This is a genomic window from Bradyrhizobium sp. Bra78, from assembly GCF_024519855.1.
GTDB classification, from domain to species: domain Bacteria; phylum Pseudomonadota; class Alphaproteobacteria; order Rhizobiales; family Xanthobacteraceae; genus Bradyrhizobium; species Bradyrhizobium japonicum_G.
In genome coordinates this window covers 136,220-157,448 of the sequence record NZ_JALJRE010000008.1, presented here as the reverse complement: position 1 = coordinate 157,448, position 21,229 = coordinate 136,220, and the positions used below count along the sequence as shown (strand labels likewise).

General features: G+C 61.7%; 25 protein-coding genes and 1 tRNA gene. 14 read left to right on the top strand and 12 right to left on the bottom strand.

What is annotated here, in order from left to right; all coding sequences use genetic code 11:
- Positions 1-212 precede the first annotated feature (212 nt).
- The 13 genes from OC450_RS19335 (at position 213) to OC450_RS19275 (ending at position 10,337) form a co-directional block, all read left to right on the top strand.
- Complete coding sequence (locus OC450_RS19335; RefSeq protein ID WP_262048474.1) at positions 213-416, top strand: hypothetical protein; 204 nt, start codon at positions 213-215, stop codon at positions 414-416.
- A gap of 153 nt (positions 417-569) precedes the next feature.
- A complete protein-coding gene (locus OC450_RS19330; protein WP_262048473.1) occupies positions 570-1,673 on the top strand; it encodes a helicase RepA family protein in 1,104 nt (367 codons plus the stop codon).
- A 230-nt stretch (positions 1,674-1,903) separates the two neighbouring features.
- Positions 1,904-2,713 (top strand): hypothetical protein, encoded by an 810-nt coding sequence (locus tag OC450_RS19325; protein ID WP_262048472.1) that lies wholly within the window; start codon positions 1,904-1,906, stop codon positions 2,711-2,713.
- Positions 2,714-2,967: 254 nt separating this feature from the next.
- Positions 2,968-3,447 carry a hypothetical protein gene (locus tag OC450_RS19320; RefSeq protein WP_262048471.1) on the top strand — a complete coding sequence of 160 codons (480 nt, stop codon included), beginning with the start codon at positions 2,968-2,970 and terminating at the stop codon, positions 3,445-3,447.
- The gene (locus OC450_RS19315; protein ID WP_262048470.1) at positions 3,447-4,457 is read left to right on the top strand and encodes a phage tail protein; all 1,011 of its coding nucleotides are present in this window, start codon (positions 3,447-3,449) and stop codon (positions 4,455-4,457) included. Before OC450_RS19320 ends, OC450_RS19315 begins: the two co-directional genes overlap by 1 nt.
- 1 nt (position 4,458) lies before the next feature.
- Positions 4,459-5,904, top strand: coding sequence for a hypothetical protein (locus OC450_RS19310; RefSeq protein WP_262048469.1), 1,446 nt, complete (start codon positions 4,459-4,461; stop codon positions 5,902-5,904).
- Positions 5,904-7,865: a hypothetical protein gene (locus OC450_RS19305; protein ID WP_262048468.1), complete on the top strand. Its 1,962-nt coding sequence runs from the start codon at positions 5,904-5,906 to the stop codon at positions 7,863-7,865. Before OC450_RS19310 ends, OC450_RS19305 begins: the two co-directional genes overlap by 1 nt.
- Positions 7,862-8,968, top strand: a complete 1,107-nt coding sequence (locus OC450_RS19300) for a hypothetical protein (protein WP_262048467.1) — start codon at positions 7,862-7,864, stop codon at positions 8,966-8,968. The genes OC450_RS19305 and OC450_RS19300 overlap by 4 nt, the downstream gene beginning before the upstream one ends.
- Before the next feature lie 4 nt (positions 8,969-8,972).
- Positions 8,973-9,212, top strand: coding sequence for a hypothetical protein (locus OC450_RS19295; RefSeq protein ID WP_262048466.1), 240 nt, complete (start codon positions 8,973-8,975; stop codon positions 9,210-9,212).
- Positions 9,209-9,580: a hypothetical protein gene (locus tag OC450_RS19290; protein WP_262048465.1), complete on the top strand. Its 372-nt coding sequence runs from the start codon at positions 9,209-9,211 to the stop codon at positions 9,578-9,580. The genes OC450_RS19295 and OC450_RS19290 overlap by 4 nt, the downstream gene beginning before the upstream one ends.
- 4 nt (positions 9,581-9,584) lie before the next feature.
- A complete protein-coding gene (locus OC450_RS19285; protein ID WP_262048464.1) occupies positions 9,585-9,803 on the top strand; it encodes a hypothetical protein in 219 nt (72 codons plus the stop codon).
- The gene (locus OC450_RS19280) at positions 9,800-10,009 is read left to right on the top strand and encodes a hypothetical protein (RefSeq protein ID WP_262048463.1); all 210 of its coding nucleotides are present in this window, start codon (positions 9,800-9,802) and stop codon (positions 10,007-10,009) included. Before OC450_RS19285 ends, OC450_RS19280 begins: the two co-directional genes overlap by 4 nt.
- Entirely contained in the window at positions 9,993-10,337 is a 345-nt protein-coding gene (locus OC450_RS19275) for a hypothetical protein (RefSeq protein WP_262048462.1), read from the top strand. The genes OC450_RS19280 and OC450_RS19275 overlap by 17 nt, the downstream gene beginning before the upstream one ends.
- A 76-nt stretch (positions 10,338-10,413) precedes the next feature.
- Here OC450_RS19275 and OC450_RS19270 read toward each other — a convergent pair whose 3' ends face one another.
- From OC450_RS19270 to OC450_RS19215, 12 genes are all read right to left on the bottom strand, one after another.
- Positions 10,414-10,845: a hypothetical protein gene (locus OC450_RS19270; RefSeq protein ID WP_262048461.1), complete on the bottom strand. Its 432-nt coding sequence runs from the start codon at positions 10,843-10,845 to the stop codon at positions 10,414-10,416.
- 68 nt (positions 10,846-10,913) lie between these two features.
- On the bottom strand, positions 10,914-11,063 hold the full coding sequence (locus OC450_RS19265; RefSeq protein WP_262048460.1) for a hypothetical protein: 150 nt from the start codon (positions 11,061-11,063) through the stop codon (positions 10,914-10,916).
- A 142-nt stretch (positions 11,064-11,205) separates the two neighbouring features.
- A complete protein-coding gene (locus tag OC450_RS19260; protein WP_262048459.1) occupies positions 11,206-11,409 on the bottom strand; it encodes a hypothetical protein in 204 nt (67 codons plus the stop codon).
- Between the two features lie 41 nt (positions 11,410-11,450).
- A complete protein-coding gene (locus OC450_RS19255) occupies positions 11,451-12,731 on the bottom strand; it encodes a hypothetical protein (protein WP_262048458.1) in 1,281 nt (426 codons plus the stop codon).
- Complete coding sequence (locus OC450_RS19250) at positions 12,728-13,120, bottom strand: hypothetical protein (protein WP_262048457.1); 393 nt, start codon at positions 13,118-13,120, stop codon at positions 12,728-12,730. Before OC450_RS19250 ends, OC450_RS19255 begins: the two co-directional genes overlap by 4 nt.
- 224 nt (positions 13,121-13,344) lie before the next feature.
- Positions 13,345-13,418: transfer RNA gene (locus tag OC450_RS19245), tRNA-Gln, on the bottom strand.
- Positions 13,419-13,573: 155 nt separating this feature from the next.
- Entirely contained in the window at positions 13,574-14,545 is a 972-nt protein-coding gene (locus tag OC450_RS19240; RefSeq protein WP_249128970.1) for a Bug family tripartite tricarboxylate transporter substrate binding protein, read from the bottom strand.
- Between the two features lie 58 nt (positions 14,546-14,603).
- Positions 14,604-15,734 (bottom strand): iron-containing alcohol dehydrogenase, encoded by a 1,131-nt coding sequence (locus OC450_RS19235; RefSeq protein ID WP_262048456.1) that lies wholly within the window; start codon positions 15,732-15,734, stop codon positions 14,604-14,606.
- 16 nt (positions 15,735-15,750) lie between these two features.
- On the bottom strand, positions 15,751-16,785 hold the full coding sequence (pdxA, locus tag OC450_RS19230) for a 4-hydroxythreonine-4-phosphate dehydrogenase PdxA (protein WP_211383413.1): 1,035 nt from the start codon (positions 16,783-16,785) through the stop codon (positions 15,751-15,753).
- On the bottom strand, positions 16,782-17,888 hold the full coding sequence (locus OC450_RS19225) for a four-carbon acid sugar kinase family protein (protein WP_262048455.1): 1,107 nt from the start codon (positions 17,886-17,888) through the stop codon (positions 16,782-16,784). Before OC450_RS19225 ends, pdxA begins: the two co-directional genes overlap by 4 nt.
- A gap of 2 nt (positions 17,889-17,890) precedes the next feature.
- On the bottom strand, positions 17,891-19,330 hold the full coding sequence (locus tag OC450_RS19220; protein ID WP_256806811.1) for an FAD-binding oxidoreductase: 1,440 nt from the start codon (positions 19,328-19,330) through the stop codon (positions 17,891-17,893).
- Between the two features lie 27 nt (positions 19,331-19,357).
- Positions 19,358-20,281 carry a dihydrodipicolinate synthase family protein gene (locus OC450_RS19215; protein ID WP_211383410.1) on the bottom strand — a complete coding sequence of 308 codons (924 nt, stop codon included), beginning with the start codon at positions 20,279-20,281 and terminating at the stop codon, positions 19,358-19,360.
- Between the two features lie 123 nt (positions 20,282-20,404).
- Between OC450_RS19215 and OC450_RS19210 the strand changes: the two genes are divergently transcribed.
- Positions 20,405-21,226, top strand: coding sequence for an IclR family transcriptional regulator (locus OC450_RS19210; RefSeq protein WP_256806813.1), 822 nt, complete (start codon positions 20,405-20,407; stop codon positions 21,224-21,226).
- The last annotated feature ends 3 nt before the right edge of the window (positions 21,227-21,229 follow it).

Below are 21,229 nucleotides of genomic sequence, written 5' to 3'. Positions count from 1 at the left end.
AGGTAGTGAAACATGACCGTTGCGGGACTTCCATCACGGCGGAAGCGTCCTTGCCGCAACAGCTCACTTCGCTTTCGGGCGATGCAACCGGGCAAGCAGGCCGGAACAGAATCGACACCGTGATTTAGTCGAAACTGGTCCAAATCCACCGCCTCCATCTGAAAACACAATTCGCGAACGTGCTCGCGCGCGGCTCGTCTATGGAGAGTGCAATGTCTATTCAAACTGATAATGCCACCCCTGCCCTCGACACGATCGTGTGGGGCGCCGATGCGATTGCGCCGCATCTCGGGCGAACAGTGAAAGGCGCCTATTGTGCGCTTGAAGGTGGCCGAGTGCCTGGCGCAAAGAAGATCGCCGGCCGATGGGCGCTCAATCTGCGCATCTTTCACGCGACGTTCGAACAAGCCGCCTAACACAAAAACCCCGACCGCGTGGCGCGCGACCGGGGGGCTGGAAATGCGTTTTGGAATTGGCTCGACAACTAGTTTCATAACGCAACCAGTCCAAAAGGTCAAGCTCTTTCGCTTCGGGGGGTTCATACCGCCACTGTGCGGCAAGGCCCTAACATGTCAGACGATGAGCCGAGAAAATTCCAATACGCGCTACCCTACAGGACGTTCGACCAATGCGCAGACTCAGCGCCTAAAAATTGGCTGGTCGAAAATGTCATTGCCTTCGGTGAGGACTCAAGCTGGTACGGACCACCTGGCGAGGGCAAATCCGGGTTGTTGCTTGACCTCGCCGTGCATGTAGCAAGCGGACGCGATTGGCGCGGCTACAAATTCAACCCCGACAAATACATCAGTGAAAACCGCGGCGTGGTCTATTTCGCCTTAGAAAGAGCGTCCCTGACCGAACGCCGAATGCGTGCGTATATGCAGCGCGACGGTTTGTCAGGTCTACCAATCGCAATCAGTCGTCACGCAATCGACCTACTCAACCCAAGTTGCGTGGAGATAATTCGGCACACGCTGCTTCAATTTTGGGATGACACAGACATTATGCCTGGTCTTGTGATTATCGATACTTGGGGGAAAGCGATTGCGCGCGGCGACGCAGATAAAGAGCAAACGCAAAACCTGGCCGCGATGCACATCGGGCAACTCCGCGAAGTTCTCAAGGGGAGCGTAAGCAGATTCCATCTCGCGAGCATTGGTCACAGCGGAAAAAACCTCGCAGCCGGCGAACGCGGTTCGAACGCCCGCCAAGGGCACGTCGACTTGGAAATTCAAATTAACGGTGGCACCGCGAAAATCACAAAGGCCAATGACCAAGACGGCGGCGAACTGACGAGATTTGAATTCGAAAAGGTTGATATTCCTGGCGATGACGACAGAGGAACAAAACCGTGGAGCACTACCATCCTGGCGACCGCTACGCCGGCGAAGGAAGCCCGCACAGCCGCTCGGCAGCGAACCACCGGCAAGCAGGCGCACGCGCTTGACGCGCTCAGGCGGGCGATTGTGGAGCGTGGTGATGCGGGCGCCGTATACGCTGACTTTTGGAAAGAGGAATTGGCCAAGGGCGGACTGATAAGGGCGGATGATAAAAATCCACGCGCGACGTTTGCGCGAATTCGGACCGGACTCAGTCAACACATAATTGCAGAACCGAACGGACTTGTTCGGATCAATCCTCAACCTGGACAAATACCCCCGTCGCCCGCGTAGCCGTAGCATCGTGTAGCAGCAAACCCTTATAGGGTTTTGCTACGCTACGCTACGTTTCGGGTCTGTAGCATTGCTACGAAATTGCTACGCTTTGCTACACGCTACACAACAGTCTCAAAGCCTTAAGCGAACAACAGCATCAACCTGGAAAAATACGTCTCAATGAGCGTCGCAGCGCTTCGAACGGATCAAGTCAACAGATAGTTGAACTGCAAATTGGAGTTGAGTAAGTGGGACGACCGAGTACCTTCACCGACGAAATATTCGAAACGATTTGCTCACGCCTGGAAAACGGCGAAGTGCTCCGGCAAATCTGCGACGACAACGAAATGCCTGATCGCAGCACCGTGCTCCGGTGGATAGCTGCCGATGATGGCAAGCGGCGTCGGTATGACGCGGCGCGGCAGGCGTGTGTCGAGTTTTGGAGCGACGAGATTATCCAGATCGCGACTGATGGCAGCAGAGACACCATCGTTGACGAAAAAGGGCGAGCCAGGTGCGATCACGAGTGGGTCAATCGCAGCCGCCTCAGGATCGACACCATCAAATTCCTGATGACAAAAATCAACCCGCTGAAATGGGGTGAGAAGCTTCCGGAGGCGGCAGCGGCTCGGCAGATGGAAATCGATGCTCAAAACCAAATTGCTGAGCAGAACAAGATTGTTCGTGTCGAGCGTATCTTACTGGAAGGAGTCGGATCACAGGACCTAGACGAAAACGGTATTCCATATCCCAATGGTCCAACTGCCCTTCGCAGGAAGATTGCCGAGTTGGAAGAAGAGTTGAGAGCCGTGAGAGCCGGCGACGATCCGCCGCCAAAGCCGCCTGCATTGCTCGAATATGACCCTGGGCTCCCGAGGCGGATGGATCAGGACATTGCACAGCGAATGGTGCGCCTGATCCGGGATCACGTCCCAGTGGATGGGACACGCGAACCTGCCGCGGTGTTGGACGAAATCTTGACCGTGTGTCGCAACGCGCTTCGAATTCACTTCGGTCCAACTGGCGAATTGATCGATTTAGGCAGCGCGGCGGAGTAACGCGACACGTTCGCGCACGCGCGCGAAGAAAACGCCGGAAGAGAAACACGGATATTGCATCTGTTAGTCCTGTATATTCTTCAACACTAATAGATACTTCCGATATCGTATCGCGCTCATATTGCGCCAATCGCTTGCGCGTTGTCGTTTCGATAACTTTCGCATGACAATGTAACGCAACGTTCCGACTAACACCGCCCCGCGATGACCTTGATTGGTCGCCGCGGGGATTTTTCAGTTTCGAAGGAAGCCCGATGACCGACGATACCGCACCGAACCGCCATAAACGGCCGACAGTGCGTTCCAACACGCTGCATGTTCGGTTGGAGCCGCAGCTGTGCGACGCCGTTATCGACGCCGCCAGCCACCGCGGAATGAGCAGCTCGGAATGGGCCAGGCAGGCCCTCAGAACCTGCGCCATGCTCGAAGGCACGTTGAAGGTCGATACCCCATCCCGCGACGCCGGCACGCTCTATGACCGCGTAGACGGTCGGCAGCGTTGGGCTCTGATCCAGGGCGACGCAATCGTTGGGCTCCACTATCACGCCGAGAAGCCCACATCGGAACGCGAGGGCGACGTTTGGGTGCCGGTTGTCCATCGGGACTCCGAACCCTTCGACCTGGCCACGCATTGGCGCCTACCACCGCGCTACACGCTCATTGACGTGTACGGGACGCATGACCGCGTGATTGTCACTTTCCCTGTGGTGCTCAAGTCGGTGGAGGAAGCCTGATGAGCAACAACGGTGGCATATCGGTTTGGAATAAGACCGCGACGGCGAACGCGAGCTCAGATTCGACGGTCAATTGGGCAGAGGGACAATCACCGAGTTCTGTGAACGACAGCGCGCGCGCCATGATGGCTTCGGCGGCCCGCTGGCGCGACGACATTTCCGGCGCCCTGGTGACCACGGGAACGTCGGCCGCTTACGCTCTCACTTCGAACCAACAGTTCGTCAATCTCACGGACTTTGCCAGCCAGGTTATCGCTTTCACGCCGCACGTCACGAATGCCGGCGGCGGTGTCACCATGACGGTCGACGGGTTCGCTAACATTCCGCTGCGCTCGGCCCCGAATGTCGAATTGCCGGCCGGCGTATTGATCCAGGGCACGCCCTATGTGGCGGTCTACAACAACACCGACCATGCGCTCTATTTGCAGAGCTTCTACGGGGCGAGCCCGTATCTGATCCCGCTCGGCGGCATGCTCGATTTCATTGGACTTACCGCGCCGAATAGTCAGTTCGCGTTGCCGTTCGGACAAGCAATCTCGCGAACCACTTACGCCAGCCTCTTTGCCACCGTCGGGACCACCTTCGGACCCGGAGACGGTTCGACCACCTTCAATATCCCCGACCTTCGCGGGCGGTTCATTGCCGGGAAGGACGATATGGGCGGTAGCGCCGCGGGACGCATTGGCAACGTAGTCACCGACAGCGGAACGATCAACGGTGCAACGCTCGGGTCGGGCGGCGGCTCGGCCACGCACGCTTTGACGACTGCGGAAATGCCGGCCCACAATCACGGCGTTACCGATCCGGGGCATACTCACGCTACTTCCTTTCCTTTGTGGGGAAGTCCCGCAACGGGCAGCTCGGCTGCCGGAGGTGGGGCATTCACCATGACGACGGCTGTCATTGCATCCGCGACAACTGGAATTTCCGTCCAGAATGCCGGTAGCGGCAGCGCTCATGCGATCCTTCCGCCCACCATCGTCCTTTCCAAGATTTTGAGGATCATCTGAGATGGGTCTCTTCGACGCTTACGATCCCAACACCTACGCGCCAGGCGCCACGCAGGGCGGGTTGATCGACTCGATCCTCGCGCAGTATGCCGAGGCGCCGACGAACGCAGGTCCGGGCTTCCCTGCATCACCCATGGATGCAAACGCCGCCGAGCCAGCGCCGCAGCCGCAGAACGCTCCAATCGCGGTTGGCGATTACCAAATGCCGCGAATTGGAGGCGGCTTCCCCGGTTACCCGGAGCACGATCCGCACACCGGTGAAACTGTCGCGCCCGTGCAGCAACCGACACAGCCGGCCGCGCTCGCGGCTCCCGCGCCGTCGCCCGATCTCGGTGACCACCTGATGACGGGCTATCAGAACATGCGTCACGGCGGCGGCCTGATCGGAAGCATTGTGGCCGCGGTTACCGGTCAGCGGAACGACCCGCAAGCAGAGTTGCAGAACAGGCAGCAAGCGCAGTTGCGCCAGCAATTTACCGCCTTGGTCAACGCGGGCCTGTCGCCGCAGGAAGCCACGGTGGCGGTACTCAATCCGGAGGCCGGCAAGGCCATCGTTACGCAGAAATTCGGTCCGCAACACGACAGTTTCAGTATTGTGCAGATCGGCGAAGACGGACTCGGCAAAAAGACATTCTCCAAGATCAACAAAGCGACCGGCGAGATGATGCCGATTTCTGCCGCACCTGGCGCCGACGCCAGCGGCGGCGGGCTCGGTGACATGTCGAAGACCGGCGGAGCTTATCTCGCGACGTTGCCGCCGCAACAGGCCGGCATTGTGAAGGCGATGGTCGAAGGGCGCCAGCCGCCGCCATCATCCTTCGCGTTGTCGAAGCCCTATTGGCAGAACATGTTGCAGGCCGCGCAGGCTTACGACCCGACTTTCGATGCGACGAATTGGAGCGGTCGCGTCGCCAGCGTGCGAGATTTCGCCGCCGGCAAGTCCGCGGAGATGGTGCGTTCGGCCAACCAGACGTTGGCGCACGTCGACGCGCTGTTGAACTCGGCGGACGATCTGCACAACGGCAACTATCCAAGCCTGAATTGGGTTGGCAACAAGTACAACGAAGCGACCGGCGGCGGTGAGCCCGGCGCATTCCGCACCAACGCGCACGCGGTTGCGGAGGAAATGTCCAAGGTGTTCAAGGGCGCCAACATGTCCGACGCCGAGATTCACGCCTGGGAAGAGAACCTTTCGCCCAATATGAGCCCGGCGCAACAGCGCGCGCAGATCAAAAAACTATCTGAGCTACTTCACGGATCGCTTGATGCGCTGGAAGAAAAGCGCGTGGCCGGCATGGGGCAAATGGCTGCTGAAAAGGCCGGCCCGCTTATCAAGCCCGAAGGCCAGACCGTGCTTAAGCGCATTGACACTTGGTTGAAGTCCGGCAACGCCGCGGGCGCTTCCGGAACGGCGCCGACCGGCGTCAAGTGGAGCGTGGTGCAATAATGGCAACCCTCGATATCAACGGCCAGCGCGTCACGGTCGACGACTCCTTTCTCAAGCTCTCGCCCGACGAACAGCAATCGACGGTCGACCATATCGCGGCGAGCCTGTCGCCGAAGGTCGATCCCGTTTCGGTCAACAATGTGGGGCGCTCGTTTGCGACCGGCGTTCCGATCCTCGGCGGGCTGCTCAACAAGGCGGACGCCGCAACAAACGCCGCGCTCGCACCTGCGCTCAATCCGCTGTTCGATGAAAAAGACCAGCTCAACGAACCAACCTGGTCTGAGCGTTACGCGCATTCGCTGCGCGACCAGGAAGATACGGACGCAAAGTTCGCCGCTCAGCACCCCATCGTCGACACGGGCGCGAAGCTCGCGGGTGGCGTGGCCAGCATGGCCCCGATTGTCGCCGCGGCTCCCGGCTTGTTTGGCGCAACGGGCAGCTTTGCCGCGCGAACTGGAATGGGTGCCGTCTCCAATGCTGCGCTCGGTGGCACCGATTCAGCTATCCGCGGTCACGATCCTATCAGCGGTGCCCTTGTTGGCGGCCTGATCGGCGGCGCGACGCCTCTCGCGGAAGCTGCGGCCAGCCCATTCGTTTCGAGCATCCTCGCGCGGATCAATCCGCAAGGTGCCGCAAACCGCCAGGTGGCTCGGGCCGTCTCGGAAAGCGGGCGGCCGACGGCCGACATTGCCGGCGACGTGACACGGGCAGCCGCCGAAGGGCAACCGCAATTCACGCTCGCGGATGCGCTCGGCAATCCCGGCCAACGCATGTTGTCGACTGTCGCACGGGCGCCCGGCGAAGGCCGCACGGACGTTGTGAACGCCCTGGAACAGCGCCAGGCTGGCCAAGGGCGCCGGATCAGCAACGCGCTCGCCGAAGGCTTCACCGCGCCGGAAACGGCCGCCGCGACCGAAGCACGCCTTACCGCTGCCCGTGGCGCACAGGCCGACGCAGAATATGGCGCGGTTCGAAGCGACGCCGGGCGGGTCGATGTGGTGCCTGCTATCAACAATCTCGATCGGAACATTGGTACGGGCGGCGGTCAAAACCTGAGCACGCCCAATGACAGCATCGAAGCGATCTTGCGACCATTTCGCGAACGCCTTGCGCGCGTGAACCCGGATGATTTCGAGGCTGTACAGCGAATTCGCGCTGATATGGCGGACACCGCGCAGAACGCCCGGCAGAATGGCTACGGCAATCGCGCTCGTTTGATCGGCCAGGCCGTCCGCGAGCTGGATTCCGGGATGGAAGCCGCAAGCCCCGGCCACCTGGCGGCCAACCGAAACTTTGCCCAAGCCTCGCGTGATATCGAGGCAATCGGCACTGGCCGGGATGCGTATCTTCGCGGACGTACCGAAGACACCATCCCGGCATTTAATGCGCTCCGTCCGGAAGCGCAGGCCGCTTTCCGATCGGGCTACGTCGACCCGGCGATTGCTCAGACGCAGGGCGCAGCGTTCGGCGCGAACAAAGCCCGGCCGTTCATCAACGACGCTTTTCAGGCCGAAAGTCAGGCGATCGCGCCCGGCGCCGACTTAATGAACCGCCGCATCGGCCGCGAACAGACGATGTTCACGACCCGCAACCAGGCGCTCGGCGGCTCGCGTACCGCGGACAATCTCGCCGATCACGAAGCCCTTGGCGTCAACCCGACGACCGTCATGCATGTCGCCACTGGCAATTGGAGCGGCGCAATCGGCTCCCTGTTGCATGCCGGCGTCCGTGGCGTGACCGGCAACACGCCGGCCGTTCGGAAGGCGGTCGCCGACATTCTGTTGCAGAACGGCGCCACCATGAACGCCGCAGCGCTCAACGCGATGGTGACCCGGACCATTGGTCAGTTGCAGTTCATTCAACAGCTCGCGCGCAGCGGTGCAGGCGCCGCTGCCGTGACCACTAACGCCAATCAACCGAAACGACCACCCCCAATCTTTGTGAAGGGAAAGAACCAATGAGCGATACCACCGCAGAAACGCCGCGCAACGACACCGGCCAGTTCGAAACGAGCGAGCCGGCCTATGGCCGGGAAGGCTTGGAACGCGCCGCCGGCTATGTGCCCTTGGACACCGCGACGGAGGAAACTCCGGATGATTTGACCGTCAGGGAAGCTGCCGAAAAGCGCCTCAAGGAGCTGAGCGGTAGCGAATCGGGCATTGTCACGCATACCGCCGGCCTGCCAGCCAACGTCACGATGACGCTTGACCAGGCCGCGGACGCGCTCGCGGATACCCGCGGCGCCGACGATGCACAGGCGGAGATTGACGGCACCAAGGCCGCACAAAAGGAAATCGACAAGTTGCGCGGCGAGAAGCCGGCCGCACCGTCGATCGAGAGCGAAGCAGATATCGAAAAGGTGTTGGCCAATCCGAAGGTTCAAGCGGCGATCACCGAGCGCGTGACGGCGGCCGATACGCAGCGCGCGCAGTACGAAGCGGCCGTGGCGGATGCCGGCAAGTTTGCAGCGGCGAGCTTGTTCAACGATCTTCCCGAATTGGCCGACATGCCGCCCGGCCAATGGGCGCACGCCATCAACGAGATGCATGAGCGTGACCCTGCACGAGCCCGTTTAGCTCTTTCGCGGCTGCAAGCCGTGGCCCGCGTGGAAGCCGCAAATCAGCAGATCAAGGCGCAGAAGACCGCACGCGAGCAAACCGAGTTTAAGGCATACGCTGCCAAGGAAAACGCCCGCTTTGCGGAATTGACCAGGGGTATTCCCGCAAAGGAGATGGCGGCCATTCAGGCGCACGTTCCCAAGATGCTTGCCGAGCACGGCGCCGACGTGAGGCAGTTCCTTGAAGCCGTGAGCAATCAGACGACGTTCCCTCGCGCGTCCGCCGAAGCACTTTTGGTCAAGGCAGCTCGGTACGACTTGATGCGCGTGGCCGCGAAGGCCGTTGCAAAGCACAACATTCCGCCCGTGCAGAAACCAGGAATCGCCGGAGCGCGTGGGGCGGAGCGCGCCGACGCCAGCTTGGCCGCGCTGAGCGCGAAACTTAGCAAATCAGGTTCACTCAAAGATGCGGTCGCCCTGCGGCTCGCCCGATCGAAAGGAAAGTAACAACATGTCAGACGATTTCATCTCAGAACTACAGACCGAAGCGAAGCTGCGATTTGGCAAAGAGCTGTCGCCGTCGGAAGTCGCCAACGAATTCGCCAAGCATGATTTCGAGGCCCGGATTCAGCATCTCAAGAACCTGAAAACGGCGGATAGCTTCGGCACCGCCAGGGAAGCTGCGAAGCGTCACGCGTTCGAGCGCGCCCTTCACAGCACCCACCACCGTTTGCACCGGATCGACCGATGATGGAGATGTTCGAGAAATGGTGCGCGTTGAATGGTGAAAAGACCCACCACGCGTCGCCGGCTATTGTTGCGCGCTTCGTCAAAGATATCGCCCCCATGGGCATTTCCAAGGTCTGGCGCGCGGTCCAGGACATCAGCCGAACGCATTCGGTCATAGGGCTTGCCGACCCGACACTTGGCGGACCCGTCGCGGTCGCGATGAACGAAATCAGCAAGATCGCACCACCGCGGTCCTGGCCTAAGGAAGAGCAACTCCAATTCTCGGCGTTGCCTTATGACATTCAAGTCACCATCGAAAAGCGCGAGCGCGACCGAGATAACCAGGTGCGCACGCTCCAAAACGAATTCGCCAAACTCAGAAGGAATTGAACCCATGGCACCCGCATTGAAACCGCCGCCGGCACCGCCGCTCAATATCGATCGTATCAAGGCGCTTCACGACGACATTGAAGCCTATATCGACGCTCGCGTTGCTGACGAAGCCAAGCGAACCCCCGGCGTGCCGGCGGTCAGGATCAAGCATGATTTGATGGTGCGGGCCGGCGGCTGCCAGTGCCGCGCATTCTTTCAAAATTCGGAGAAAGCGTCATGACCGGCGGGCTCTTGGATCACCTGGTTGAAGCCTCGCATATCAGCGCGGGCATCGGTTGCACTCTCGATGAGGCAATGGAAATCGTGAGGGCCGCGCATGCGGAGTCCACCGACGACCAGGACGAAGCGACCCCGCCGACCGGCAATGTGATCTATGGCGTCGACTTCGCGGCGCGACGCCGGACTGACAATGACCAATTGGCTTGAAGCGGCCTTCGGGCTCCGTGATGAACCCGAGCCCGCGGCACAACTGCCGCGCCAAGCGCCGACGGTGGAATCGTTCTGGTGCGTCGTGGCGCAGCCGAGCGGCGCGCCCGGCGATCTCGGGGAAACGGTAGTCTGTCGTTACATCGTTACCGAAGGCGTTTTGCGGCTCTGCGATGAGCACGGCAAGGGTGGCGGCAGACGGCACATCCTGGCCCCTGGCGAAGAACCACGGCGCATTGCTAGTCGAATGCGGCGGGAGGTGTGGCAACGTGACCGTACGGACTTCGATCGGCCGCTGCACCAAGGGGCGCCGCGTGGCTGGTGCTAGACTCTCCGCCGATCGGCGATCGAGCGAACGAACCGCGCTGCTGGCCGTGTCTGGCGCAGTTAATTATGGAGTCGCATCACTCAGGTTTAGCGGTCGGGACGTCGCCGCGCGTCCGATAGGCTTCGAAGTGATTAATCTGAGAGTACTTTCCTTCGTCAAGGAGCGCTTGCCCGAACCCGACCACCCGAACGTCCGCGACTCCTGCACCAATGGCCGATGGAGCGATGTGGATCGCAGCTCCGGTCCGCTCGGCCGGCGCCTGAGTAAATGGGGCTTGGGCTATCGACGCTTGAGCGAGCGTAATCGGCGGATGCTCAACGATTACGCGCCCGGCAGGGGTTTGAACCAGATACGTCCCTGTAGGAGCGAAAGCGAAGGCAATCGCAATGAACATCAGCGGGCCGGCCGCCAAGCCACCGCGAACTAAGTACTTTTTGAACTGCGAAGCAGCAGGCGAGGCTTGTTTAATCTGGCGCTTCGATTTTGACTTAGGTGGCCGTTTGGACATTTGAGGCTCCGGCAGGAATCAAATCGTCCCGCAATCTGGAACCTCAAATGTGTTCGGGCTGTGAACTGTCAACGGGGCCCGTAGTTCACCGGGATGCCATGCGCCTTGGCGAGTGCGTCAATGATGATGCGCACGCGCTTGTGGTCGCCATCGGCCTGCGACGTCTTGAGCGCCATGAGCCAGCGCACGGTGAAGTCGTTCAATTGCTGTGCGGACATAGGTTACCTGTGTGATGCTCGGGTTGATTCCCGTAGGAAACAATACATCACATGCGAATTAGATTAGCAATATCAGTTACTTAACGTTGTTATACAGCGCAAAACGTTGTCATACAACGTGTCCGAATAAATTCTGCCTGATTTAATGGGTCATTACATAGGGTCCGGCCGCAATCCTTTCATGGACAGCGCCAGGCTCTTCGACAAACGTGATTGTGTGCTCATGCCCAAATAGGATCGTGGAGCCGCCGTGTTGGCCCGCCTGAACAAGCAGAATTCGATCGACGTTCACCAGCACCTCACGCTCAGGAGGTCCCTTGCGGGTCAGATGAATGAAAACAGCCATTGCAAGTTCTCCTTTGAAGTGCAGATTGCGGCATATTCCGATCAAACGTGGATACCGTTGTCAGTAGCCCGCTTCCTGACAACGTCCGCGCCTATGTGCAGCTCCGCAGCTAAGTCTGATATGGCGCTACCCGTAAGTCTTCCGGATTTCGCCTTGGAACGCACGATCGCCAATGGGCACGTAAGCTCGGCCGCAAATGCTCTGTTGGCTTGTTGATCACGTGTGACTGCCGACGTGAGCAGCATGCTTTCGTTGTCCTCGGCCGACCAGCCAGAGAAGATGGCTCTCGCCGCAGAGAAACGGCGCTTCGTTTCGGTCTCTTGGAGCAATGCTATTTTCATCTTGTCATCGTGACGAACAACCGCACCCGTTACCGAAGCTTCGTCGAAATCAGTGTGCTTCTGAAACACGCGGTTCTTCGGATCGACGTGCAGTTCCTCAAATACCTTCGTCGCACCATTCGGGTCCGTGTCCCTAATACCCAATTGCCGACGTAAAAAGTCTGCGGTGCGCACACCATATCGGTGAGCGGCAGCATTGACGTTGTCCGACGGCATCTTGAACGTGGATAATGGCGACAGCGTCGATGTCGGTGCGTTTTTCGTAAGCGATACCGCTTGTTCAGTCACCTTCGCCATTTCGGGAAAATCCTCGATCGTGGCCACTTGGCACAAATCGAGGAGCACTTTCGGCCCCAGCGTGACTTCGAGCCTTTCAAAAAGCTCAGCAATCGGTTCGGCAATTTCGTACGGCGATACTCCGAGCGCGCCCGCAAGTCTGCAAAACAGTGCTTCGTCTTCGTCGGTGGACGAAATCAATGCCCAGGCAGCCTGCAAGAAGGAGTCGGTTATGTGCGCCTCTTCGAGGCGGACGACCACACCTTCGATGAATTGACGTAAGACCTTCTCAACCTCCTTTCGATCAAGCGATGCCGAAGCGCGATTGAAAAATCTTACCTTCGCCAAATCTGAGGTTCGAGCAGCGGCCGAAACTTCAACCGACTTGCCAACCGAAATAATTTTAACGTCGGGGAGTGCGAATCCACGCTGAGCAGCTAGGAACGAATGTCGACGAACAAATGCTGCATCAAAGACGGCCTCTTCGGATTTTTTGGGCTCCCACAGAAGCGGCCACCAGTTTTCAGCCATCCATTCAGCGAGATAATAGGCGGGAATTTCTAGTGAATGCTTTTGCTCACGGCTGTCCAGAAAATCCGAAACGGGCTTGTCTTCGATTTGGATATGCAATCTGGCAAGAGTCGCGTCAGCGTCAGTCTTGCCGGGACGGGGAAGCCAAGACCGTGCAATCTCAAAGCCGCTCATTTTCTTAGCTCCGGAGGGAGACCCTCCTCGTCGATCGGATACGCGTGATAGTTCCCCGGATCAGCAAATTTCGTGGTCGCCTCGTACCAGCGCCCATCAATTTTTCTCCAACAATAGCGAGGGAAGTCTTCAACCCATTGCGGGGACACCTGCCGCGCTCGTATTGCCGCTCGGATCGCGTCACCCGCTTGCTGAATCGTGAAGTCCCGCGGGCACGGGGTTTGAGGTTTATATCTCCGGGCTAACCGGCCGTCTAATTTGCAATGATAATCGCTGGGTGTGTACTTAACACCGCGTACGGCAAGTTCAATTTCCTCAGCCGTGACGTCCTTCTTCAGCTGTTTCGGCTTGCCCCGAAATACCTGCTGCAACTGCTTCGGTCGTTTCAAGGAAGTTTCCCCGCCCAACTGGTGGGAACCTATACCGCTATACAACCATGTCTAGAAAATTGTTTGCACCCTTTATATTGCGCATCATGTCGCGCCGAATTGCCGGGAGCGCAGGGAAACCACAGAAAACATTGGGGAAAAGGGAGCAACAGGCGCAACATACCAACGGCTATTTGCACTTCCGAAAAAGCGCTATTAGCTCAACAATTTCAATAATTTAGGCGTGGCTGGGGAACCTGGATTCGAACCAAGACAAACAGAGTCAGAGTCTGTTGTGCTACCGTTACACCATTCCCCAACGGAATAGCCGAACAAATTCAATTACTTATTGATCTGCCCGGCTGTGGCCGGAAGCGCGTTTGGCGCAAATCACGGCTCAGGCGTGGCAGCGTTCTACCCGCTCGGCTCTGGGCTGGCAAGCGCTGCGGTGGATGGTCAGCCGACTCCTCGCGCCTAGTCGATCTTGATGTTGGCGGCCTCGATCACCTTCTTCCAGCGCTCGGTCTCGGAAGCGATGTAGGCCTTGAACGGTTCGGAATCGACCGCGACCGCGACGGCGCCGAGCTCGGCCATCTTCTGCACCGTTTCCGGCTGCTGCATGTAGGCGCGGATCTCGGCCGAGAGCTTTTCGACGATCGGCTTCGGCGTCGCCGCGGGAACGAAGAAGCCGTGCCAGGCCACGGCCTCGAAGCCGGGCAGGAATTCGGCGACGGCGGGAACCTCGGGATCGAAGGCGGCGCGCTTGGGCGTTGCGGTCGCGAGCATCGCGAGCTGGCCGGTCTTCACCTGCGGCAGCAGCAGCGGCACGTTGTCGAAGGCGAGATCAATCTGGCCACTGAGAAGATCCGTCAGCATCTGGCTCGAGCCCTTGTAGGGCACGTGCACCATCCTGGTGCCGGTCATCTGCTGAAACAGCTCGCCGGCGAGATGCTGCGAGGTGCCGACGCCGGCCGAGCCGAACGAGACCTTGTCCGGATTCGCCTTCAGGTAGGCGATCAGCTCCGGCACGGTGCGCGCCTTGATCTTGTTCGGGTTGACGACGAGCACGTTGGGCACGACGCTGATCTGGGCGACCGCCACCAGATCCCTGTCCGGCTGGTAGCTGAGCTTCGGCCCGTAGAGCGTGGGGTTGATCGCGAGCGCGGACGTGCTGGCAAGCCCGAGCGTGATGCCATCGGGGGCAGATTTTGCCAGCCGCGTCACGCCGAGGATCGAGCCTGCGCCGCCGACATTCTCGACCACGAACGGCTTGCCGAGCTTCATTTGCAGATGATTGGACACCATGCGCGCGAAGATGTCGGCGGTGCCGCCAGCGGCGAAGGGTACGATCACCGTCACCTGCTTGGACGGATAGCCGTCCTGCGCCTTCGCCGGCGACGTCGCCAGCAGCATCGCTGAGGCAAGAACAAGCAAGATCGATTTCATCGAAGTTTCCTCTGTTGTCATTCTGCTTTTTGTTGGCTGCCGCGCGCGGCAGCCACCGCTAGAACGCGACCTCGTACATGTTCAGGATCGCGTCCCGCCCGAGGTCGCGCGGATTGTTGTCGAGCAGACGCCGAATGGCGTGCGCCTCGTCGGCCATCACGCCGAGATCATTCTTGGGAACGCCGAGCGCGGACAGCCGCATCTCGATGCCGAGATTCTTGCAGAACTCATAGGTCGCCTCGAACGCAGGCTTTGCGTCGTCATGCGCCGGCAGGCCGAGTGCCGCCAGTACCGCCGCCGTCTTCGCTTCGACCGCCGGCATGTTGAAGGCCAGCGTGTGCGGGAAGATCACCGCGCAGGCGAGCCCGTGCGCCACATGATGGCGCGTGCCGAGCGGGTAGGCCACCGCGTGGCCGGCGGTCGTGTTCACCGGCCCGAGGCAATAGCCGCCATAGAGCGAGGCCAGCGCCAGACCGGCGCGCGCCTCGCGGTCGCCGCCGTCGGCCACCGCGCGCCCGAGATATTGCCCGACCAGCCGCGCGCCTTCGAGCGCATAGAGATCGATCACCGGATGCGCCTTGCGACTGGTATAGGCCTCGACGCAATGCGCCAGCGCGTCGACACCGGTGGCCGCGGTGACCTCCTTCGGCACGGTCATCGTCAGGTCCGGATCGACGATGGCAATATCAGCCAGCATGAAGCGGCTCTGCACCGCCTGCTTGTTCTGGCTGACGGGATCGGTGACGAGCGCGCGGGTGCCGGCCTCGCTGCCGGTGCCCGACGTGGTCGGGATCTGCATCAGCGCGACGCTGCGGCCGGCCACCTTCTCGGGACCGACGATGTCGGCAAACGCCACATCCGATGTACAGAGAACGGCAACCAGCTTGGCGAGATCCATCGCGCTGCCGCCGCCGAAGCCGATGACGAGATCGGGCTTGACCTCGCGCGCCATCGCCACGGCCTTTTCGAGATTGAGCAGGTCGGGTTCCGGCTTGACCTCACCGAACAGCTTCACTGCGCCCGGCAGCGCCAGCGTGTCGACGCGGCGTGCATTGAACGGGTCGGAGATCACCAGCGGCCGCTTGGCGCCGATGCGCTCGGCGAAGCGCGCCGCTGCGGTGATCGTGCCGCAGCCGAACTCGAGGACGGTGGGGCGAAGGATTTCGATGGGCGTGAAGGCGTTGGTCATCGTGCGCTCGATCTCGTCATCTGGATGCAGAGGCGCCGGCGGCCAGCCGCTCGGCATAGTCGATGGCCTCGATCAGGCTGTGCTCGTTGGCGATGCCCTTGCCGGCGATGTCGAAAGCGGTGCCGTGATCGACGGAGGTGCGGATGATCGGCAGGCCCAGCGTGATGTTGACGCCGGAAAGCTCCTGCCAGCGGCCCGTCGCGGGATCGATCTGGAAGCCGAGCAGCTTTACGGGGATGTGCCCCTGGTCGTGATACATCGCGACCGCGGCATCGTACTGGCCGGCGCGCAGCTTGACGAAGATGGTATCGCCCGGCACGGGGCCGACGACATCGAGGCCGTCGGCGACCGCCTTGGCGATCGTAGGAGCCGACACGTCGATATCCTGCCGGCCGAACAGGCCGCCCTCGCCAGCATGCGGATTCAGCGCGGCGACGGCGATCTTCGGCTTGGCGATGCTCAGCCGCAGCAAGGCATCGTTGGTGAGGTCGATCACCATGCGCAAGCGCTCCGGCGTCAGACGCTTCGGCACATCCTCCAGCGCCACATGGGTCGAGACGTGGCTGACGCGCATGTTGCCATGGGCGAGCAGCATCACCGAGCCGCGCACACCGGTCAGATGCGCCAGCATCTCCGTATGGCCGGGGAAATGATAGCCGGCCTTGTTGAGCGCTTCCTTGTTGAGCGGTGCCGTGACGATCGCGGACGTCCGTCCGGCCTGCGTCAGACGCACGCCCTGCTCGATCGCCTTGTAGGCGAATCGGCCGCCGTCGGCGCTGAGCACGCCGGGCTTGATCGGATCGCCTTCAGCGTCGGCTTGCAGGTAACAGAGATTGGGCCATTCGCGATCGTCGGCTGCCACCTGCGGGATCGCAACGCCCGCGCCGAGCGACGCCTTCGCGCCGTCGAGTGCCGCGCCGCTGCCGATGATCAGCAGACGCAGATCGCCCGTCGCGATCCGGTCCTTCAGCGCGACGCAGGCCTTGACGATGATCTCCGGCCCTATCCCGGCCGGATCGCCCATGGTGATGGCAAGATGGCGAGAGGTCATGTCGGACCTTCCATGTTGAGCAAATGATTGGTCCGGAGCAGATCGCGCCAGAGCTCGCTGGTGCCGAATGCGCCGGATTTCGAAACGACATCGACGCCGGCCCAGCGGCCGCCCCGCAGGATCGAGCGCGGCAATCCCGGCACGATACGTCCTGTCACCTGCAGCGCCTGCGCGCCGAGAGCGACGCATGCGGCCTTCAAGGTCTCTCCACCGGCAACGATCAGCGTGCCCGGCGGTTCAAGTGCCGCAATCAGGGCCGTCATTTCACGCGCGATCCGCCGCGCCGCCTCGGCGCGGGTCAGGCCATTGGGAAGAGAGAATTCGACCAGCGCCACGCGGTCGGCGGCCAGCTTGCGCCGGACCCGCGCTGCGCCCTCACCTTCAGTGAGCGCGACGGTGGCGCCCCCACATGCCGCAAGCTGCGCTGCGGTAGTCGCTTGGTCTGAGCCGAACAGCCCCAGCACCGGCAGCTTCAGATGGTCCGGCGAATCGGCGCGATGGCTGCGGGCGAGCGCCCCGGCCAGCCCGCCGCTGCCGCACCACAGTACGGGCCCGGGCATGCGCCGTCCGATTTCGACGACACGATCGAGGTCAATATCGCTCTCGGCATCAAAGACCTGAACGCCGCCTTGCGACAGCGTATCGGCCGCGCCCTGCCGCGCTTCGATGCCCTCGCGTTGCATTTGGGTCAGGAGATTGTCGCCGACACGATGCCAATCGCCTTGCACCGTACGCGCAAATTGCTGGCCACCCACGGTGCGGCGCCCCTGATAGTCGAAGGCCGGCGCGACCACGCACGAGGTCCAATGGCGGCTACGCAGGCAGGCGCCAAGCTCGGCCGCCCACGCGCCACGAAGCAGGCTGTCGACCTTCTTGTAGGCGATCGTTCCGCTCTGAAGCAGCTGCGCAAGCCGTCCGACGATCTCGATGCTCTCAGCCTTCGACCGCTCGCGGCTGCCGCTGTCGATCGCGAGACTCCCGGAATCCAGCGGTGCTGACGCTTCCGGCCAGGTGACGTTGAACGGTCCGCACAGGCCGACGAACTCCGCAGCGGTGTCAAGCGCACCGGTGAGATCGTCGGCAAGCAGGCGGACGCTCGTCATCGTCATGCCGCTCCCGCGCCAAAAATCTTGCCGGGATTCATCAGGCCGTCGGGATCAAGCAGTTGCTTGATGCCGCGCATCAGCTCGATATCGAGCGAATCGGCAACGCGGGCAAGCCGGCCACGATTGGTGATCCCGATGCCATGTTCGGCACTGATCGCCCCACCCTGTGCCGCGGTCTCGTCGTCGACGATCTCGTTGATCTGCGCCACCAGCGCGGCCGTGGTGCCGGGATCCTGGCAGTATGCGCGGTCGACCAGGGCGATCACGTGGATGTTGCCGTCGCCGATATGGCCGTGCATGACGACGCGCGCATGCGGCACGGCGGCCTTGATCCTCGCATCGACCTCGGTGACGAAGGCCGCCTGACGCTCCAGCGGCACCACGCTGTCGTGCGAGACGACATAGCCGCTGCGCTTGTTGCCCTCGGACACGCTGTGCCTGACCGCCCAGATCGCCTTCGCCTGCGCAAGGTTGGACGCGAGAATGACGTCATCGGCAAGCCCTGCATCCATCGCCTCCGCCAGCGCCGCAGCAAGCAGCTCGTCGAGGTCGACGCCCGCGAGCGTGTCGGTCAGCTCGACGATCAGATACCACGGCGTCGTCAGCTCGAACGGGATCGTGACATCAGGCACGGTCTGCGCGATCGCCTCAATCTGCGACCGCGACATGATCTCGAGGCTGCCAAGCCGGTCGCCGACTGCACCGCGCAGGCGTTGCATGATCTCGAGCGCCTGCTCGACGCCCTGCAATTTCAAGAGCGCCAGAGCCGAGCTGCGCGGCGGCGCGAACAGTTTCAGCACTGCCGCGGTGACGATGCCGAGCGTGCCCTCCGCACCGATAAAGAGCTGCTTGAGCGCATATCCGGTATTGTCCTTGCGCAACGCGCGCAGGCCGTCGAAGACACGCCCGTCGGGCAGCACGACCTCCAGCCCGAGCACAAGATCGCGCGTCGGCCCGTAGCGCAGCACGGCCGTGCCCCCTGCATTGGTCGAGATGTTGCCGCCGATCTGGCAGGAGCCCTCGGCACCCAGGCTCAAGGGGAAGTGACGATCGACGGCCCGGGCCGCATTCTGCACCTCGGCGAGAATACAGCCAGCCTCCACGGTAATCGTGTTGGCGAGCGGGCTGACGTCGCGCACGGTTCGCATGCGATCGAGCCGGATCACGACATTGCCCGCACGATCGTCCGGAGTCGCGGCCCCGCACATCCCGGTGTTGCCGCCTTGCGGCACGATCGTAAGTCCTTTCCCGGCGCAGTATTTGACGACGGAAGCAACCTCGGCGGTCGAGCCGGGCTTCACCACCGCGACGGCACGGCCGTGATACCGCCCGCGCCAGTCCACCACATAGGGCTCCTGGTCGGGCCCGGATGCGATGACGTGCTTGTCGCCAACGATCGCAGCGAGCCCGCTCAACGCATCATGGAAAGGGTCGAACATCGGATCGCCTCGTCGCCCGTGCCAAGCCTAGACGGCAACGGCAGCGAATGCAGCCGCATCCGCGAGCAGCTCCTTCGCCTCGGCAGGCGGCAAGGACTCCAGCGGCGGCCGCAGGCGCTGCCAACCGGCGTGGCCGGTGCGATCGGCCACCAGCGCCTTCAGCGAGGCCATCTGCGGGAAGCGCGAGACCAGTTCGCGCGCTTTGACGATGCGCGCCTGCGCCGCCTTGAGCGCCGAGTCGTCGTCGCTATCGCCAAAATGCCCGTAGACATGGGCAAGGTCGCGCGCGACGAGATTGGAGGTCGCGGTGATGCAGCCCGCGCCGCCCTTGCGCAGCAGCGGCAGCAGCAGCGGATCGGCGCCGACCAGGACCGCAAAGCCCGGGAAGCGTTCGACCATCGCGGTCATGTTGACGAAGTCGCCGGAGGAGTCCTTGATGCCGGTGAAGGTGGACGGATAAGCCGCGCGCAGCCGCTCGATCAGCGCATGCGAGATCGGCTGCGCCGACATCTGCGGGATGTGATAGAGCACGACCTTGAGCCTGGCATCGCCGATGCGCTGCACGACTTCGCTGTAGGAGGCGAAGATGCCGTCGTCGGTAACGCCCTTGTAGTAGAACGGCGGCAGCATGACGACGGTCTCGACGCCGACCGAGAGCGCGTGGCGCGTCAGCGCAATGGTCTCGCTGAGCGCGGCGACGCCGGTGCCGGGCAGCAGCCGCTGCGGCGCGATGCCGGCGGCGACCACCGCCTCGAGCAGTGCGGTGCGCTCGGTGGCCGAAAAGGAGTTCGCCTCACCGGTCGTGCCGAGCAGCGCGATGCCGTCGCAGCCTTCGTCCAGCAGATAGCGGCAATGCGCGACGAAGCGAGCATGATCGGGGGCGAGCTCAGCGTCGAGCGGCGTCAGCGCGGCGGAGAAGACGCCATGAGGGTGCAGCGATGATGTCGACAAACTTCCTCCGATCGTCAAATCGATGTTGTTCGGAATGCGAACATTTGTTATTGGCTTGGCCTGTCGTAAAATCAGCTCGCCGCCACGTCAAGGGCGACGGCTACCCTGGCGGGGCATTCGAGCATGGCCAAGGCCACAAAGCACAAATCTGAAGCTAGCCCGAAGAATGCCAAGAATTACGTCGCTTCGGTCGGCAAGGCCTTCGCCGTGCTCAAGAGTTTCAGCAGCGAGGCCTTCGAGCTGACCCTGAGTGAGATTGCCGCACGTGCCGATCTCGATCGCGGGACGGCATTTCGGCTGATCCAGACCCTGGTCGAGCTCGGCTATGTCCAGTCCGTTCCGCAAAGCCGCCGGTTCCGCCTCGGGGTTGCCTGTCTCGACCTCGGCTATAGCGTGCTGTCGCACGGCTCGTTGCGGCCGATCGTCGAGCCGCTGCTGCGCGACCTCGTGCCCGAAGTAGGCGATGCGGCCTCGCTCGGGATCCTCGATGGCGGCGACGTGGTCTATCTCGCACGCATCGGCGCGGGTCTCGACCGTCACAAGATGGATCGCCGTCCGGGCACGCGCATTCCCGCCTACAGCGCTGCGCTCGGGCATGTCATGCTGGCGCATCTTGCGCGGGACGAGCAGATCGAACGGCTGGAAGCGCGCCCTCGGGTGAAATTGTCCGAGCGAACGCTGACCGATCTTGATGCTTTGCTCGCCCGGCTCGATCAGGTGAAGAAGAAGGGCCACGCCGTCTCCGACGGCGAGAACGCCTACGGCTTGCGTACGCTGGCAACGCCGATCTTCGACGCCCAGGATGTTGTGATCGGAGGGTTGAGCGTCACCATCGACGCGATGCGCATGGACATGCCGGCCTTTCGCGACCAGGCGCTGCCGCGACTGATGCAGGTGACGCGCCAGGTGCAGGATATTGCGATCAAGTCGGGATTATCGGGCTGAGGG

Coding starts and splice junctions, on each gene's coding strand:
- OC450_RS19335 (WP_262048474.1), top strand. CDS start 213: ATGTCTATTCAAACTGATAATGCCACCCCTGCCCTCGACACGATCGTG.
- OC450_RS19330 (WP_262048473.1), top strand. CDS start 570: ATGTCAGACGATGAGCCGAGAAAATTCCAATACGCGCTACCCTACAGG.
- OC450_RS19320 (WP_262048471.1), top strand. CDS start 2,968: ATGACCGACGATACCGCACCGAACCGCCATAAACGGCCGACAGTGCGT.
- OC450_RS19315 (WP_262048470.1), top strand. CDS start 3,447: ATGAGCAACAACGGTGGCATATCGGTTTGGAATAAGACCGCGACGGCG.
- OC450_RS19310 (WP_262048469.1), top strand. CDS start 4,459: ATGGGTCTCTTCGACGCTTACGATCCCAACACCTACGCGCCAGGCGCC.
- OC450_RS19305 (WP_262048468.1), top strand. CDS start 5,904: ATGGCAACCCTCGATATCAACGGCCAGCGCGTCACGGTCGACGACTCC.
- OC450_RS19300 (WP_262048467.1), top strand. CDS start 7,862: ATGAGCGATACCACCGCAGAAACGCCGCGCAACGACACCGGCCAGTTC.
- OC450_RS19295 (WP_262048466.1), top strand. CDS start 8,973: ATGTCAGACGATTTCATCTCAGAACTACAGACCGAAGCGAAGCTGCGA.
- OC450_RS19290 (WP_262048465.1), top strand. CDS start 9,209: ATGATGGAGATGTTCGAGAAATGGTGCGCGTTGAATGGTGAAAAGACC.
- OC450_RS19285 (WP_262048464.1), top strand. CDS start 9,585: ATGGCACCCGCATTGAAACCGCCGCCGGCACCGCCGCTCAATATCGAT.
- OC450_RS19280 (WP_262048463.1), top strand. CDS start 9,800: ATGACCGGCGGGCTCTTGGATCACCTGGTTGAAGCCTCGCATATCAGC.
- OC450_RS19275 (WP_262048462.1), top strand. CDS start 9,993: ATGACCAATTGGCTTGAAGCGGCCTTCGGGCTCCGTGATGAACCCGAG.
- OC450_RS19270 (WP_262048461.1), bottom strand. CDS start 10,845: ATGTCCAAACGGCCACCTAAGTCAAAATCGAAGCGCCAGATTAAACAA.
- OC450_RS19265 (WP_262048460.1), bottom strand. CDS start 11,063: ATGTCCGCACAGCAATTGAACGACTTCACCGTGCGCTGGCTCATGGCG.
- OC450_RS19260 (WP_262048459.1), bottom strand. CDS start 11,409: ATGGCTGTTTTCATTCATCTGACCCGCAAGGGACCTCCTGAGCGTGAG.
- OC450_RS19255 (WP_262048458.1), bottom strand. CDS start 12,731: ATGAGCGGCTTTGAGATTGCACGGTCTTGGCTTCCCCGTCCCGGCAAG.
- OC450_RS19240 (WP_249128970.1), bottom strand. CDS start 14,545: ATGAAATCGATCTTGCTTGTTCTTGCCTCAGCGATGCTGCTGGCGACG.
- OC450_RS19235 (WP_262048456.1), bottom strand. CDS start 15,734: ATGACCAACGCCTTCACGCCCATCGAAATCCTTCGCCCCACCGTCCTC.
- pdxA (WP_211383413.1), bottom strand. CDS start 16,785: ATGACCTCTCGCCATCTTGCCATCACCATGGGCGATCCGGCCGGGATA.
- OC450_RS19225 (WP_262048455.1), bottom strand. CDS start 17,888: ATGACGAGCGTCCGCCTGCTTGCCGACGATCTCACCGGTGCGCTTGAC.
- OC450_RS19220 (WP_256806811.1), bottom strand. CDS start 19,330: ATGTTCGACCCTTTCCATGATGCGTTGAGCGGGCTCGCTGCGATCGTT.
- OC450_RS19210 (WP_256806813.1), top strand. CDS start 20,405: ATGGCCAAGGCCACAAAGCACAAATCTGAAGCTAGCCCGAAGAATGCC.